General features: G+C 60.0%; 16 protein-coding genes. 6 read left to right on the top strand and 10 right to left on the bottom strand.

All coding sequences use genetic code 11. The annotated features are described in order from the left end of the window. Nucleotides 1–6: 6 nt before the first annotated feature. Genes JOE65_RS05820 through JOE65_RS05805 form a run of 4 tightly spaced genes read right to left on the bottom strand, consistent with a single transcriptional unit; the run spans nucleotide 7 to nucleotide 3,013 of the window. Nucleotides 7–522, bottom strand: coding sequence for a 2'-5' RNA ligase family protein (locus tag JOE65_RS05820; RefSeq protein WP_239536628.1), 516 nt, complete (start codon nucleotides 520–522; stop codon nucleotides 7–9). A gap of 58 nt (nucleotides 523–580) precedes the next feature. Beyond that, the gene (gene trpS, locus JOE65_RS05815; RefSeq protein ID WP_205162335.1) at nucleotides 581–1,618 is read right to left on the bottom strand and encodes a tryptophan--tRNA ligase; all 1,038 of its coding nucleotides are present in this window, start codon (nucleotides 1,616–1,618) and stop codon (nucleotides 581–583) included. Between the two features lie 20 nt (nucleotides 1,619–1,638). Continuing rightward, nucleotides 1,639–2,490, bottom strand: a complete 852-nt coding sequence (locus JOE65_RS05810) for an exodeoxyribonuclease III (RefSeq protein WP_205162334.1) — start codon at nucleotides 2,488–2,490, stop codon at nucleotides 1,639–1,641. Between the two features lie 10 nt (nucleotides 2,491–2,500). Next, nucleotides 2,501–3,013 carry a hypothetical protein gene (locus tag JOE65_RS05805; RefSeq protein ID WP_205162333.1) on the bottom strand — a complete coding sequence of 171 codons (513 nt, stop codon included), beginning with the start codon at nucleotides 3,011–3,013 and terminating at the stop codon, nucleotides 2,501–2,503. 122 nt (nucleotides 3,014–3,135) lie between these two features. On the opposite strand from JOE65_RS05805, the gene JOE65_RS05800 reads away from it, so the two are divergent. Then, nucleotides 3,136–3,915, top strand: coding sequence for a hypothetical protein (locus JOE65_RS05800; RefSeq protein WP_205162332.1), 780 nt, complete (start codon nucleotides 3,136–3,138; stop codon nucleotides 3,913–3,915). A gap of 15 nt (nucleotides 3,916–3,930) precedes the next feature. Continuing rightward, nucleotides 3,931–4,626, top strand: coding sequence for a class F sortase (locus JOE65_RS05795; RefSeq protein WP_205162331.1), 696 nt, complete (start codon nucleotides 3,931–3,933; stop codon nucleotides 4,624–4,626). Between the two features lie 8 nt (nucleotides 4,627–4,634). On the opposite strand, the gene JOE65_RS05790 is transcribed toward JOE65_RS05795, so the two are convergent. The 6 genes from JOE65_RS05790 to JOE65_RS05765 all read right to left on the bottom strand — a co-directional run bounded on the left by JOE65_RS05790 (nucleotide 4,635) and on the right by JOE65_RS05765 (nucleotide 10,239). Beyond that, on the bottom strand, nucleotides 4,635–5,465 hold the full coding sequence (locus JOE65_RS05790) for an ABC transporter permease (protein WP_205162330.1): 831 nt from the start codon (nucleotides 5,463–5,465) through the stop codon (nucleotides 4,635–4,637). Further along, nucleotides 5,462–6,358, bottom strand: coding sequence for an ABC transporter permease (locus tag JOE65_RS05785; RefSeq protein WP_205162329.1), 897 nt, complete (start codon nucleotides 6,356–6,358; stop codon nucleotides 5,462–5,464). The genes JOE65_RS05790 and JOE65_RS05785 overlap by 4 nt, the downstream gene beginning before the upstream one ends. Then, nucleotides 6,351–7,292, bottom strand: a complete 942-nt coding sequence (locus tag JOE65_RS05780) for an ATP-binding cassette domain-containing protein (protein WP_205162328.1) — start codon at nucleotides 7,290–7,292, stop codon at nucleotides 6,351–6,353. Before JOE65_RS05780 ends, JOE65_RS05785 begins: the two co-directional genes overlap by 8 nt. 44 nt (nucleotides 7,293–7,336) lie before the next feature. Further along, complete coding sequence (locus JOE65_RS05775) at nucleotides 7,337–8,317, bottom strand: bifunctional methylenetetrahydrofolate dehydrogenase/methenyltetrahydrofolate cyclohydrolase (RefSeq protein WP_338021555.1); 981 nt, start codon at nucleotides 8,315–8,317, stop codon at nucleotides 7,337–7,339. Nucleotides 8,318–8,320: 3 nt separating this feature from the next. Continuing rightward, on the bottom strand, nucleotides 8,321–9,604 hold the full coding sequence (gene glyA / locus JOE65_RS05770) for a serine hydroxymethyltransferase (RefSeq protein ID WP_338021554.1): 1,284 nt from the start codon (nucleotides 9,602–9,604) through the stop codon (nucleotides 8,321–8,323). A gap of 95 nt (nucleotides 9,605–9,699) precedes the next feature. Continuing rightward, on the bottom strand, nucleotides 9,700–10,239 hold the full coding sequence (locus tag JOE65_RS05765) for a GNAT family N-acetyltransferase (RefSeq protein WP_205162327.1): 540 nt from the start codon (nucleotides 10,237–10,239) through the stop codon (nucleotides 9,700–9,702). A 44-nt stretch (nucleotides 10,240–10,283) separates the two neighbouring features. Between JOE65_RS05765 and purU the strand changes: the two genes are divergently transcribed. The 4 genes from purU (at nucleotide 10,284) to JOE65_RS05745 (ending at nucleotide 14,422) form a co-directional block, all read left to right on the top strand. Further along, complete coding sequence (purU, locus tag JOE65_RS05760; protein WP_205162326.1) at nucleotides 10,284–11,132, top strand: formyltetrahydrofolate deformylase; 849 nt, start codon at nucleotides 10,284–10,286, stop codon at nucleotides 11,130–11,132. Nucleotides 11,133–11,158: 26 nt separating this feature from the next. Next, nucleotides 11,159–11,677 (top strand): gamma carbonic anhydrase family protein, encoded by a 519-nt coding sequence (locus tag JOE65_RS05755; protein ID WP_205162325.1) that lies wholly within the window; start codon nucleotides 11,159–11,161, stop codon nucleotides 11,675–11,677. A 118-nt stretch (nucleotides 11,678–11,795) separates the two neighbouring features. Further along, nucleotides 11,796–12,992 carry an ROK family transcriptional regulator gene (locus JOE65_RS05750; protein ID WP_205162324.1) on the top strand — a complete coding sequence of 399 codons (1,197 nt, stop codon included), beginning with the start codon at nucleotides 11,796–11,798 and terminating at the stop codon, nucleotides 12,990–12,992. 137 nt (nucleotides 12,993–13,129) lie between these two features. Beyond that, a complete protein-coding gene (locus JOE65_RS05745; RefSeq protein WP_205162323.1) occupies nucleotides 13,130–14,422 on the top strand; it encodes an ABC transporter substrate-binding protein in 1,293 nt (430 codons plus the stop codon). Nucleotides 14,423–14,456 lie beyond the last annotated feature (34 nt).

The raw sequence follows: 14,456 nt of genomic DNA, 5'->3' as shown, positions 1-14,456 counted from the left end.
GGTGTCCTAACGTCCAAACGTTAGCTCCTCCCGTGGCGTCCAGAGCCCGCCTGCCTCATGTTCAAACAGCCCCATTGACCGCACTGGAAACGATTCTTCGAAGTCTACGAGCCGCTGCAGGGCGGTGTCCATGCTCGCCTCGCTGACATCGTGGGCGACCGTGACGTGTGGATGGTAGGGAAAATCGAGCTCCCGCGCCAATGGGCCGGTCTGAAGTCTCTGGTGCATACCCACACAGGCATCGAATCCGTCGGTTACGTTGATATACACCACAGGAGACATCGGACGGAAAGTGCCGGTCCCCCGAAGCGTCACCTTGAATTCCTCCTGGTGACTGGCGGCCTCGCGGACGTGGTCCATGACCGCCGTCCAGTCCCACGCGGGCGTTGTGGTGATGAGTGTGATGTGCGGCGGCACGACGGCAGCCATCGGGTCTCCGAAAGAGGCTCGCCATTCTTCCAGCCGACCAGCCAATGGATCGGGTATGGGAATCACAATCCCGATGCACCGCGCCGGAGGCATAGAGCTGTAGTCTGTGCCTCCGGTTCCTGATCCAACGTTGCGATCACACATGGCTGTGCTATGCCTGCTTCCTGGGGAGGAATCCCATCCGGTCATAAACGGTCCCCAGTGTTGTGGCAGCTATGCCTCGAGCTTTGGCTGCCCCCTGCGCCAACAGCCTGTCCAACTCGGCAGGGTCTGCAAGCAACTCATTGGTGCGGTTCCGCAATGGCGTCACGAATTCCACCAGTACGTCAGCGAGGTCCACTTTGAGGTGCCCGTACATGCGGCCAGCATAGTCGGCTTCCAGTTCAGCGATTGTCTTACCACTGATCACCGAGTAGATAGTGAGCAGGTTGGATATGCCCGGTTTATTTTGTTCGTCGAACCGGATCTCGGTGTCGTCGTCCGTTACAGCGGACTTGATCCTCTTGGCCGTGACTCCTGGGTCATCCAGCAGCTGAATTGTCCCGTTAACGGACTCCCCCGTCTTGGACATCTTTGCCGTCGGGTTCTGCAGGTCATAAATTTTGGCGGTATCCCGAAGAATGGTCGCTTCCGGGACCGTGAACGTTTCGCCAAACCGCGTGTTGAAGCGTTGAGCAAGGTTTCGGGTCAATTCCAGGTGCTGCCGCTGGTCTTCTCCCACGGGTACCAGGTCCGCTTGATACAACAGGATGTCAGCGGCCATGAGGGTGGGATAGGCAAACAAGCCCAGCGTCGTGGAGTCGGTTCCCTGCTTGGCAGATTTGTCCTTGAACTGGGTCATCCGGGACGCTTCTCCAAAGCCGGTGATGCAATTCAGCGCCCATGCCAGTTGTGCATGCTCAGGAACATGCGACTGCACAAAGAACGTCGATTCCTCCGGATCAATGCCGGCCGCGATGTATTGGGCAGCGACGGTCCGGGTACGTCGGGCGAGCGTCGTCGGGTCAAAGTCCACGGTGACGGCGTGCAGATCAGGGATGAAGATCACTGCGTCATAGCTGCTCTGCATCTCTGCCCAGTTACGGACCGCGCCAATATAATTGCCCAGATGTAGCGAGTCAGCGGTGGGCTTGGCTCCGGAAAGGATGCGCTGGCGGTCAGCCGGTTGCTGGGATTCTGTGATGGTCATGGAAAGTACTTCCTCAGGTGCTAGAGCCGGTAGTCCACTACCAGCGGTGCATGATCGGAGAAACGGGCGTCGTAGGACGCCGCCCGGTCAACGACGGCATTGCCTGCGAGTGCGGCCAGTTCCGGTGTGGCCATGTGGTAATCGATGCGCCACCCGGTGTCGTTGTCGAAGGCCTGCCCACGCCAGGACCACCAAGTGTAGGGGCCGTCGACTTCGCCAGCAAGATTTCGTTGGACATCTACCCAGCCAATTTCCGCACCGAAAAAACGGTCAAAGTAGGCTCGTTCGTCCGGCAGGAACCCTGACCGTTTGACGTTGCCCTTCCAGTTCTTGATGTCCAGCGTGGTGTGCCCAACATTGAGATCGCCGACGATCAAGGCGTAGTCACTAGCCTCACGCAGGGCTGGAAGCCGCGTGCACATGACGTCCAGGAACCTGTACTTGTCCGCCTGTTTAGGGGTATCTACCTCACCGGAGTGCACGTAGGCGCTTGCAATCGTGAATGTTTTGCCGTTGACCAGGAAGTCGGCCTCAACCCACCGTCCTGAGGTCTGGAAATAGTCGTCACCGATGTGCTCACGCGTAGCCGTCGGTTTCATCCGCGACGCGATGGCGACGCCGGCGCGGCCCTTGGCCTGCGCTTCGGCGTGGACAATATGCCAGGAGTCGCCCAGAAGTTCCCGCACGATGGCGTCAGGGGCGCGGACTTCCTGAAGACACAGGACTTCGATGTCTCGGGCGGCAAGCCACTGGGCCATGCCTCTCTTATAGGCAGCGCGAATGCCGTTGACATTGACGCTGGCGACACGCAGGTGCCCGCCAGCTGAGGAGTTCGCTGCTTCCGCAACAACTGATTCTGATACCGGGCTCACACAATCCACCTTACTCGTTTACTACTGTGCCCTGGACCGGCCCGTCATCGTTCGGAGTCTTCATCATTCCGCGGGCATTGTGAGCTGTGATCTCTATGGTCTCGAGCGCCCTGTCTACCATGGCCTGGTCCCTGTCCTGATAGTCACGGACAACTTTTGCTTGCACCTGGATGATCTTGAAACTGTGATCCAGCTTCTGGTCCCGCATGGCAGTGGACCCCGACGCCGGGTTCAGCGGGCCTCTCCCGGCAGCGCGATTGAAGGAATTCTGCGCCTCATCGAATTTCGCGGAAGCCTTTTTCGCCGCCGAACGGAGGCTGAACACGACGAAGCTGAAAACCAGCAGCCAGCCAAGGGACACGATCACGACCAACCAACCGACAACGTCGTTCTCATTGGCAGCAAAGACCAGAGCTACGAGGAAGACCACCAGCATGATGGTCATGCCAATGGTTCCGGCTTTCAGGCTGACGCCGCGGGTGGGCTTATTTGCAGTGTTTTCCGGGATACCGAGAGATCGCATAAAAAGATTCTCTCAAATATTCCCCATCCCACCCATCCGTGATGAGGACCACTCCGAATATAGTTATGTAAGTGGTCCCTACCGGATCACCGCAGAATGTTATTTATGAGGAGGAACTCACGATGAAGAAGTCACTTCGCTACCTTGCAGTACCCACGCTGGCCCTCGGGGCCATCGCCATGGCAGGTTCGCCTGCAATGGCCGCTGACAGCTCGTTCCAGGGCGAATTGAACGCCCTCAACGGTAGCAGTGCAACGGGCCAGGTCACGGTTGACCTGAACGGCAACGAGGCAACCGTCAAATTGAACGTCTCCGGTCTCGCGGAAACGTTCAATGACGCTGCTTACCCGCACGTTCAGCACATCCACATCGCCGGCAACGGTGTCTGCCCCACTCCGGAAGCGGACACCAATGGCGACGGTGTTATTGACACCCCTGAAGGCCAGCCTTCCTACGGTGAGATCGGAACCACGCTCTCCACGAGCGGGGCAACGGACACCAGCACGGCCACCGATCTTAAGTTGGCTGGGATGGGCGGCGCTTACACCTACGAGCGCACGTTCGAGATGAACCCAGAAACCATGGAATCTCTCAAGGCTGGCACCGGCGTTGTTGTGGTTCACGGTCTGGACCCGGCCACGCTGAGCAAGGAAGCTGCTGAGGCCAAGTCCAGCCTGGTTCCGGAGCTGCCCCTGGCAGCTACGGCACCGGCTGCATGTGGTGTACTGACCGCATCGCAGATGGGCGCCATGCCTGAAGGTGGCGCCGACACCGGTGTTGCCATGGAAAGCGCCAGCGACTCCAACGCTCTGGGCATCATCGCCCTTGGTGGCGGTCTCGTTCTGGCCGCAGCCGCAGGCGGCACCTACGTGGTCCGTCGTCGTAACAGCGACAACGCGTAGTCCAGGTTCGTATTCATGACGAATCATGATCGCAGTCGCCGCGGAGGTCTTCGGACATCCGCGGCGGTTGCCCTCGTCGTCACCGCAGCCCTGGGTCTCCAGGGCTGCGGTGACGCCGCGACCACTGCCCCGCCGTCCAACGGCCCATCCTCAACCAGCACGCCAAGCCCGACGGCGACGTCGGCATCCCCCAGCGCTAGCCCCACCGCCACGCAGGCAGCGCCGGCACCCACAAAGACACCCGAGCTTTCGGTCATGGAAGCCTCGAAACCGGCATCGCTCGTCATCCCGACCATCGGTGTTCAGTCCGAACTCGTACACCTCGGCCAGCGGTCGGACGGCACGCTGGAAGTACCCACCGAAGGGCCGGGGTCCCCTGCCAGCTGGTACACCCAGTCACCAACCCCCGGAGAACGCGGTCCCGCAGTCATGCTCGGCCACGTCAACGCTACCGGCGGGGGCCCCGGCGTCTTCGCAAAACTTCGCGAGCTCAAATCAGGCGATGAGATTAAGGTCCCGCGTGATGACGGATCCACTGCGGTCTTCGTCGTCGACAAGGGCGTCCAATATGAGAAGGACGACTTCCCCACGCTCGAGGTGTACGGCAACACTCCTGGATCGGAGTTACGCCTCATCACCTGCGACGGGTACCAGGAGTCCACAGGTCTGTGGGACTACAACTACGTGGTCTACGCGAAGCTGAAGGTGTAGTTCCGCTGCTACTTCAGGAAGAGTTTCCGCAGCCTGAAGGTTGTGAGCACCAGTCCACAGAGGATCATGACCAGGAAATACAGAACGTGTAGCAGCGTTTCAGGACCGAACATGCCGACGTTGAGCTGTCGCAGCAGCTCGACGCCGTGCCACAGTGGCAGTGCCTGAATGAACCACTGAATCGGCTCCGGGTAAACACTCAACGGATAGAACGTTGCCGAGAACAGAAACATTGGCAGCATCACAAAGTTGATCCAGTCCATCTGCTGGAACGTCTTCATATAGCTGGTGATGGCCATTCCAAAGGATGCAAAGCCAAAGGCTATGAGGACGGCGGCCGGCACCATCAATAACGCCCACGGTGAGCTGATCAAGCCCATAGCTCCCATCACTGCTGTGAACCCGGTGGCGTACATGGCGCCGCGAAGGAGCGCCAGCAGTATCTCCCCCAGAGCGACATCCAGCGGCCCTAGGGACGTGTACAGCATCCCTTCGTAGAGCTTGGCAAAGTTGAGCTTGAAGAACACGTTCCACGTCGAGTCGTACACTGCCCCATTCATAGCAGATACAGCAAGCAGCGCTGGAGCGATATAGCTCGCGTAGCCGATCGACTGGCCACCGGGTCCCTCGATGTCCCCCACCAAGGAACCCAAACCGATGCCCATGGCGATCAGGTACAGGACCGGCTCAACGAAACCACTGATCATGATGGCCCAATTGGTGCCCCACGTGGCCTTTACCCCACGGGAGAAGACGGCACGAATATTCCCGGAATACAGAGAACCCAGGAAACGCCGTGACGGTACAAACAACACGTCAGAGGCAAGGACCTGCGTCATTTTCCCAACCTCCGCTCATAGTTACGACGGGCGAAATAGAGTCCCACGAAGCACAGAAGCACCAGGTAGGCCACGTGGACCGCCGTCAGGACCGCAGGCTCGCTGTAACCGTAGGAAAGGACGCGTCCGAGCTCGGTTGAGTGCCACAAAGGAGAAATCCAACCAATCCAACGGACCACCAACGGCATGGCATCCAGCGGGAAAAACGTCCCGGAAAACAGGAACAACGGCATCACAATAAAGCGCTGCACCATCGCGAACTGACCCTTGTCCTCAATGACCGACGCCGAATAGGCCATCAGCGGGATGCCGAAGGACAATCCAGCAAGGGCAGCGGAGAAGATCATGATCCAGCCGGTATCCTGCTGAACGGCGCCAAAGAGCAGCAGGAACACGTAGTAGATGGCGGTGGTTGCCAAAAGCCTGACCGAAACCCCCATGACATGGCCGTTGACGAGCTGATCACTGGCCAACGGCGACGCGTTGGGGCCGTAATAGGTGCGATGCCATTTGAAACCGCCCATCACCGTATAGGTATTCTCTTCGCTAGCCACCATGATTGCCGCCGTTGCCAGCAGAGCGGGAGCCACAAACACCAGGTACGAGACCGGCCCCGAGCTGCCGCCGTCGAGCGAAGCGTTGCTGTTCGCATCCACGAGTGAAGCCAGCCCAACACCCATCGCAAACAAGTACACCAGTGGTGTACCAATGGATGTCACCACGACGGTCCAGCCATAGCCCCGCAGCGTCCTCAGCCAGTGCTCGGCATAGTAAAAGGACCCGAACCGCCGAGCTTTCGTTGCAGTCTCGGCCGGGGTCAACGGCGAACGAAGACCAAGCACCGGGTGACGCTCCACAACCCTTGCTCCTGGCCGGTTCTGTTGCTCAGTCAACGAGGCTCCTCCCGGTCAGGCGCAGGAAGACATCCTCCAGTGAGGAGCGCCGCACGAGCGACGTGATGGGATGAAGCCCCCGCGCGGTGACCTGTTCGAGCGCGGACTCGCCGTCGTGCGCATAAATCAACACACGATCCGGAAGCGTCTCCAATCGATCGCCGATGCCAACGAGTTCCGCGCTGACCGTCGTATTGCGGTCCGAGCCGAATCGCAGCTCCAGGACCTCCCTGGTGGAGTGCTCTCGGATGAGCGCCGCGGGCGAGCCCTCGGCCATAATGCGCCCCTTGTCCACCACGATGAGGCGATCGCAGAGCTGCTCTGCCTCATCCATGTAGTGCGTGGTCAGGATCAGGGTGACCCCTGCTTCCTTCAGGCGGAAGAGCCGGTCCCAGAGGATATGGCGAGCCTGCGGATCCAGGCCCGTAGTTGGCTCATCAAGGAGCAGAATTTTGGGGTCGTTGATCAAAGACCGCGCAATGGTCAGACGGCGTTTCATTCCACCGGACAAGGCATCCACTCTGGATTTTGCCTTGTCCTTGAGCTGTGCAAACTCCAGCAACTCGTCCGCCTTCGGCTGCAGATAACTCATCGGCAGACCAAAGTACCGCCCGTACACCAGGAGATTATCGCGGACCTTGAGTTCCTCGTCCAGGTTGTCCTGTTGCGGAACTACGCCCAGATGCGCCCGCACCTCTGGTCCATGGTGCTCGGGGTCGAGCCCCATGATCGTGAGGTCGCCGTCAGTCCGTTGAGACACCCCGCCGATCATCTTCATGGTGGTGGACTTACCCGCTCCGTTGGGACCAAGAAGGCCGAAAGCCTCCCCTGGGGGTACGTCGAAAGAGATACCGTCCACAGCAACGAAATCACCATATTTTTTGGTGAGATTGTGGGCGGAAATGACGAATTCAGGCGGTGTCGAGTTGGGCACTCGCTAACAGTAGTTGACCGGACTGGTTGTCACCAACCAATCAGTTAGGACGCAGAGCGCTCCGCGGCCTCGACGACGTTGGAGAGCAGCATCGCGCGAGTCATCGGCCCCACTCCACCGGGGTTGGGCGAGAGCCAGGACGCAACCTCTGCAGCAGCCTTCTCGACGTCGCCCATCAGGGTGACTTTCCCGGTTTCCGGATCCTCAACCCGCGTCACACCAACATCGAGCACCACCGCACCCGGTTTGAGATCTTCGGCCTTGACCATCCCTGGGAACCCGGCGGCGGCAATGACGACGTCGGCCGTTCTCAGGTGCTCCAACAGATCTCTGGTTCCCGTGTGGGCGAGCGTCACCGTCGCGTTGATGGGCCGGCGCGTCAACAGTAGGCCCAACGGACGCCCCACCGTGATTCCCCTGCCGATCACCAACACGTTCTTACCCGTGAGATACACCTCGTGGCGGATCAGCAGCTCAACAATGCCCTGCGGAGTGCAGGGTAGCGGCGACGCCATGGGATCACTCACATTGAGCACAAGCCGTCCGAGGTTGATGGGATGTAGTCCGTCCGCATCCTTAGCTGGATCCATTCGCTCCAGGATCGCGTTGGCATCCAGATGCGCAGGAAGTGGCAGCTGCACGATGTAGCCCGTGCACTCCGGATTTGCGTTCAGCTCATCCACCACATCCAAGAGCTCCGCCTGCGTGATGTCCGCGGGCAGATCCCGGCGAATGGACTGGATGCCCACTTCCACGCAGTCGCGGTGCTTGCCGCCCACATAAGAATGACTTGCCGGATCATCGCCAACGAGGACCGTACCCAGCCCGGGGGTGATGCCATGGACAGACTTCAGCGTGTGGACTCTCTCCGCAAGCTCGGCTTTGATAGCGCGGGCCGTTGCCTTTCCATCCAGTACCCGGGCCGCTTTTTTAGTGCCCAAGGGTGTGCGCTCCGCGTTGCCCGCCGGAACCCCAGACTCATCGGCCGGCTCCGCAGCCCCCACCATGTTGCTGCCCTGCTCCACGGCTTACCACTCCTCGTGTTCGGGGTATAGCGGGAACTCAGCTGTCAGCTTTGCAACTCTGGCTCGGAGCGCTTCGATGTCCGCGCCGGGCTTGAGGGCGCTGGCAATGATCTCTGCGACTTCGGTGAACTCAGTGGCGCCAAATCCACGCGTGGCCAGAGCCGGCGTACCAATGCGCAGCCCGGACGTGACCATGGGTGGGCGGGGGTCATTGGGTATGGCGTTGCGGTTGACCGTGATACCTACAGAGTCCAGCAAATCCTCTGCCTGCTGACCGTCGAGCGCCGAATTGCGCAGGTCCACCAGGACGAGGTGAACATCCGTACCGCCGGTCAGCACTGAAACGCCGTGCTCGGCGACGTCGGCGGACGTCAGCCGGTCCGCTATGATCGACGCGCCCTCAAGTACCCGCTGCTGACGTTCCTTGAACTCATCCGAGCCCGCAATCTTGAACGCTGTGGCCTTCGCTGCGATGACATGCATCAACGGTCCGCCCTGCTGACCCGGGAAAACATTTGAGTTGAGCTTCTTTGCCCACTCCTGCTTGGCCAGAATCAGGCCCGACCGCGGACCAGCCAGAGTCTTGTGAACAGTGGAGGTGACGACGTCGGCGTGCGGCACCGGATTGGGATGAAGCCCGGCGGCAACAAGACCGGCGAAGTGTGCCATATCCGTCCAGAACACGGCTCCCACCTCGTCCGCAATGGAGCGGAAGGCCGCAAAATCGAGCTGGCGCGGGTAAGCGGACCAGCCAGCAATGATGACCCTGGGCTTTTCTGCGATGGCTTGCTCGCGAACCCGGTCCATATCAATACGGTTGGTGTCTTCCTCGACACCGTAGGCAGCGACCTCATACAGTTTCCCGGAGAAGTTCAGCTTCATTCCGTGGGTCAGGTGCCCACCGTGCGCTAGCGAGAGTCCCATGATTTTGTCGCCGGGCTTGGCCATGGCGGCGAGCGCGGCTGCGTTGGCCTGAGCACCTGAGTGCGGCTGTACATTGGCGAATTCGGCGCCGAAGAGCGCTTTCACGCGCTCGATGGCGAGGTTTTCCGCTACATCGACGTGTTCGCAGCCGCCATAGTAGCGGCGTCCCGGATACCCTTCAGCGTACTTGTTGGTCAAGACCGACCCCTGAGCCTCGAGTACCGCCCGGGGCGCAAAGTTTTCCGATGCGATCATTTCCAGCGTGTCCCGCTGTCTACCGAGCTCCTTGTTGAGTACGTCGGCGATTTCCGGATCAATCTCCGAAAGGGGCGCGTTGGACACAGACTGGCTTGTTGCGGTCACTCTAGACTCCTGGGTGAGGGTACGGACTTCTACTCACAGGCTACCGGCTGAAGATGATCTCGGCGTATTTTCTGCCGACTTGATTCGGCGAATGTCTACTCCTCGAAGTCCTCCCAGACCACCGGCGTCGTTGTCCCGTCCTCCCAATCAGATTTGAGGATGGTGTAAGCAACGGAAGCGAGATAGGTGCCGCCCTCGGATGGCCAGCTCTGCCGGTAGTGCGCTTCCTTGACAAACCCGCAGCGCAGGAGCGTTTTCCGCATGGCGATGTTGTCCTCGCGAGTCTGGCCCTCGAACCGCCGAAAGTGCGGAAATTCCTTAAAAACCATGCCGGTCAGGGCGTTCAGCACGGGCACCCCGTGGCCTTCACCGCGGAATCGCTCGGCCAACCGCAGGTCGAAGACGGGGTTGTCGTCCTTGAGGTCTTCCAACTTCAGTAAGCCCAGTCGCTGGTTGTCCCCGTAGATCCAGTACGTTCGGGTCTCGTCGCTGCGAAACTCTCCGGCTGCCATCCTGTCGCGCACCTGTTCCTCACTAGGCGCGCTGCTGACGTGGAACGGGAAGGCGTTCGTGGTCAGGAACCTGATCAGTTCGTCATCGTCCTGATCTGTCAGCGGGGAGAAGGTAACGTCCATGCACACAGGCTACCCGTGGATAGACGCGCGGGTAACCTTGGTTCGTGACTGATCTTTCATACTCTCTCTCCCTCTTCTGCCCCGACAGACCCGGCATTGTGCACGCCGTCTCCGGCGCGCTGGCCGAAGCCGGCTGCAACATCACAGAATCACAGCAGTATGGGTCACCGGATACGGGTACATTTTTCATGCGAGTGGCTATGACAACGACGTCGGCTGCTGATGTGCTGGAGGCCGGGCTGGCACCGGTAGCTGGGGAGTTCGGAATGCAGTGGAGTCTGAACCGGGACGGAGCGCGGATGAGAACGTTGGTCATGGCGTCCAAGGCGGGGCACTGTCTGAACGATCTGCTGTTCCTACAACGCTCGGGCACCCTTGCCATCGAGATCCCGGCGATCGTTTCTAATCATCGGGATCTAGAACCACTGGCGGACTTCTACGGCATCGCTTTTCATCACGTGCCCGTCACCCCCGATTCGAAAGACAAAGCCGAGGCCGCGTTGAGAAACATCATTGCCGGGGCCAACATTGAACTGGTGGTACTGGCGCGCTACATGCAAGTTCTCTCCGACGATCTCTGCCGAGACCTGTCTGGCCAGGCCATCAACATCCACCACTCATTCCTGCCATCGTTCAAGGGCGCGCGTCCTTACCATCAGGCGCACACCCGCGGGGTCAAACTGATTGGCGCAACGGCGCACTACGTCACAGCCGATCTCGATGAGGGACCGATCATCGAACAAGAGGTGATCCGGGTCGATCACGCCCGGTCCCCTGAATCGCTGGCCACCCTGGGCCGTGATGTGGAGGGCCGTGCCTTAGCGCAGGCCGTACAGTGGCATGCCGAGCACCGAGTGCTCTTGGATGGAAAACGAACCATCGTCTTCAACTGATCACCGCTGCCACGTAGGGTGGAGCCATGGCCTACATCATCGATTTCGACGGCAAATCTCCATTCATTCACCCCGGCGCGTTCGTTGCGCCGACGGCATCAATCATTGGGGACGCCTCACTGGGGGCCGATTCGAGCGCCTTCTATGGTGTGTCCGTCCGCGGTGACACTGCGGCGATCACGGTAGGCGAGGGCACCAATCTTCAGGACAACGTGGTGCTCCACGCAGACCCCGGCTTCCCGACCACAGTGGGCAACCGCGTCAGCGTTGGGCACTCTGCGGTAGTCCACGGCTGCACCATCGCTGATGACTGCTTGATTGGCATGAGCGCCACCGTGATGAATGGGGCGGTCATCGGCACGGGTTCGCTGGTCGCAGCCGGCGCCGTGGTGCTTGAAGGCACCGAGGTCCCACCGCGGTCCCTCGTGGCTGGCGTCCCCGCCAAGGTCCGCAGAGAACTGACCGACGAAGAGTTCCAATCGATTCGGGACAATGCCTCGCACTACCGCGAACTGGCGCAGAAACACCGCGAAGCCCTGGCCTAGGGACGCTATGTGGACATCGCTTTCTACGGATGGTGCGGGACCCGCCACGTAATGCTCGCTAGTCCAATCTTGAATTTACTTCTTGACGACAATTACTTCATGTAGCACTCTTACCCTTATGCCAGTCGCCCCATTCAACTCCGCTCCACCACGCCCCGGATCCCAATCCGCCCTCAGGGCACAGAACCAGCAGCGTCTCCTCGAAGCCCTGACACGAAACGGGGCTTTGACGCAGGCCGAGCTCTCCCGATTGACCGGCTTGTCCACTGCCACGGTTTCCAACATCATCAAACGTATGTCCACCTCGGGACTGATCCGGTTGACGCCCATCACCAGCTCCGGCAGGCGTGCATTCGCAGTTCACCTGGTAGACACCGGTGAAGCTGCTGTCGGCATCGATTTTGGCCGCCGGCACCTGCGGGTGGTCGTTGCGAATCTCTCCTACGAAGTGCTCGCGGAAAGCACAGCCCCTCCCGCCGAAGCCTATTCGGCTGAGACCGGAATGACGGCGGCTTACTCAATGGTCCGGGACCTTCTTGAACAGGCCGGGCGAACGCTCGATGATCTGACCGGCGTCGGAGTTGGAATACCCGGCCCACTCGACAGCAGAACTGGACGCGCCGTCGGAGGAACCATTCATCCTGAATGGGTAGGGGTGGCGGTGAGGGAAGACATGGAAGCGCTCTTTGGCGTGCCCGTATACGTAGACAATGACTGCAATCTTGGAGCGTTGGCTGAGGTCACCTGGGGTGATTACCGAACAACCGAAAACCTCGCTTTCGTCAAAATCGGGACGGGCATCGGGTCCGGGCTGGTCATCAACGGTCAGCCATTCAGAGGCAAGATCGGTGTCACTGGCGAAATAGGCCACACCACCCTCGATGACCAAGGCAGTGTCTGCCGATGCGGCAACCGCGGATGCCTTGAGACGGTGGCTTCAACAAAAATCATGCTGGATCTCCTCCGCGGACATTCTCCTGCCGTGCTGACAACGCAAGACATCGTGCGTCTCGCCTTGAAAGGGGACGCCGCCACCCTCCGAGTCATAGACGACACGGGGCAGGCCGTAGGCCGGGCACTAGGAACACTTGCAAACTTGATCAACCCAGAAGTCATCGTCGTCGGCGGACCGTTGAGCGCGCTGGGTGAAGTGCTGGTAGCGCCAGTGCGCCGCGGGCTGATTCGGTACGCCATCCCCGTCGTTGGAGAGTCCACTACAGTGGCGCCGACGTCGCTGGGGGATAGAGCCGAGGCCCTCGGAGCGGCCACCCTTGTCATCCAGAGTGCGGGACAGCGACGAAAAGTGACGACCTAGTAAAGTGTTACATCTCGGCGGCAAGTACCCATGGTTGTGTTTAACACTTGACGGCAGGGGTGTGACGAGGTTAACTCATCTCATCACGCGACTCAGTTCGCTGATCCCACCGCACATCACTTAAATCTGGAGGCGAAATGCGACGCAGCCTATCAATGCTTGCCGGTGCCGCAGCAGTGGCACTGGCTCTTACTGCCTGCGGAGGTGACAGCACTACTCCTTCCGCCGATGAGGCCAACGCCAGCGAAGCAACGGGAGAAGTCGGTGTGTTCACCTGGTGGGCTGACGGTTCCGAAAAAGCGGGCCTCGACGCCCTCGTCAGCATTTTCAATGAGCAGTACCCGGACCTCACGTTCAATAACCTTGCCGTAGCTGGTGGGGCTGGCAGTCAGGCGAAGGCCGTACTCGCAGCGCAGCTGCAGGCAGGGAATCCCCCGGATTCTTTCCAGGCACATGCCGGTGCGGAGCTACAGGATTACATCGTTGCGGACCAGCTTGAAGACCTCAGCAGCTTCTACGAGGAAAAGGACCTCGCGTCCGCGTTCCCTGCGGACCTGATGGAGCGGCTAACGGTTGATGGCAAGATCTACTCGGTTCCATCCAATATCCACCGTGCCAACGTTGTCTGGGCAAACGTTGAAGTCCTCGAAGCGGCCGGGCTGGATCCAAAGAGCCCGCCCGAAGACCTCGACGCCTGGTTCGCGGACATGGACAAGATCAAGGCCGCTGGCGTGACTCCCCTGTCTGTCGCCGGATCGTGGACGCAGGTCCAGCTATTCGAGAACATCATGCTTGCCACGCTTGGAGCCGATGGATACAACGGGCTCTGGGACGGCAGTACCGACTGGTCCGGATCTGAGGTCACGGAGGGCATCGAGAACTACAAGAAGGCCCTCAGCTACAGCAACTCGGACCGAAACACGCTCAGTGACTGGGGGCCGGCCACCCAGCTGGTTGAAGACGGCTCCGCCGCGTACAACGTAATGGGCGACTGGGCTGAAGCAAAGTTCCAGCAAGACGGCAAAGTTGCCGGCGAGGACTATGTCTATTTCCCCACCCCGGGCACTGATGGCATCTTCGACTTCCTGGCGGATTCCTTTACGCTGCCCGTCGGAGCGGAGAATCCAGCTGGCTCCAAGGCCTGGCTGAACACGATCTCAAGTGTCGAGGGCCAGCAGGCCTTCAACGCGGCCAAGGGATCGATCCCAGCCCGTACCGACGTTCCTGTTGAAGAATTCAGCGAGTATCAGAAAAGCGCAATCGCAGACTTCAAGGAGAACACGATTGTCTCCTCGCTGGCGCACGGTGCGGCTGTACCCGTCTCCTGGATGAACGAGTTGAGCACGGCTGTCAATAAGTTCGGAGGCACCGGCGATGTCGACGCACTGCAGAAGTCGGCCGCCGAAATAGCCGAGAAGTTTGGCAAGTAAAGTTGGTCAACGTAGGGAAGGGCGGACGAGGCGA

The sequence above is a fragment of the Arthrobacter roseus genome (genome assembly GCF_016907875.1).
Taxonomy (GTDB): Bacteria; Actinomycetota; Actinomycetes; order Actinomycetales; family Micrococcaceae; genus Arthrobacter_J; species Arthrobacter_J roseus.
Note: the sequence above shows the minus strand (reverse complement) of the source record. Positions and strands in the feature narration are given on the sequence as shown.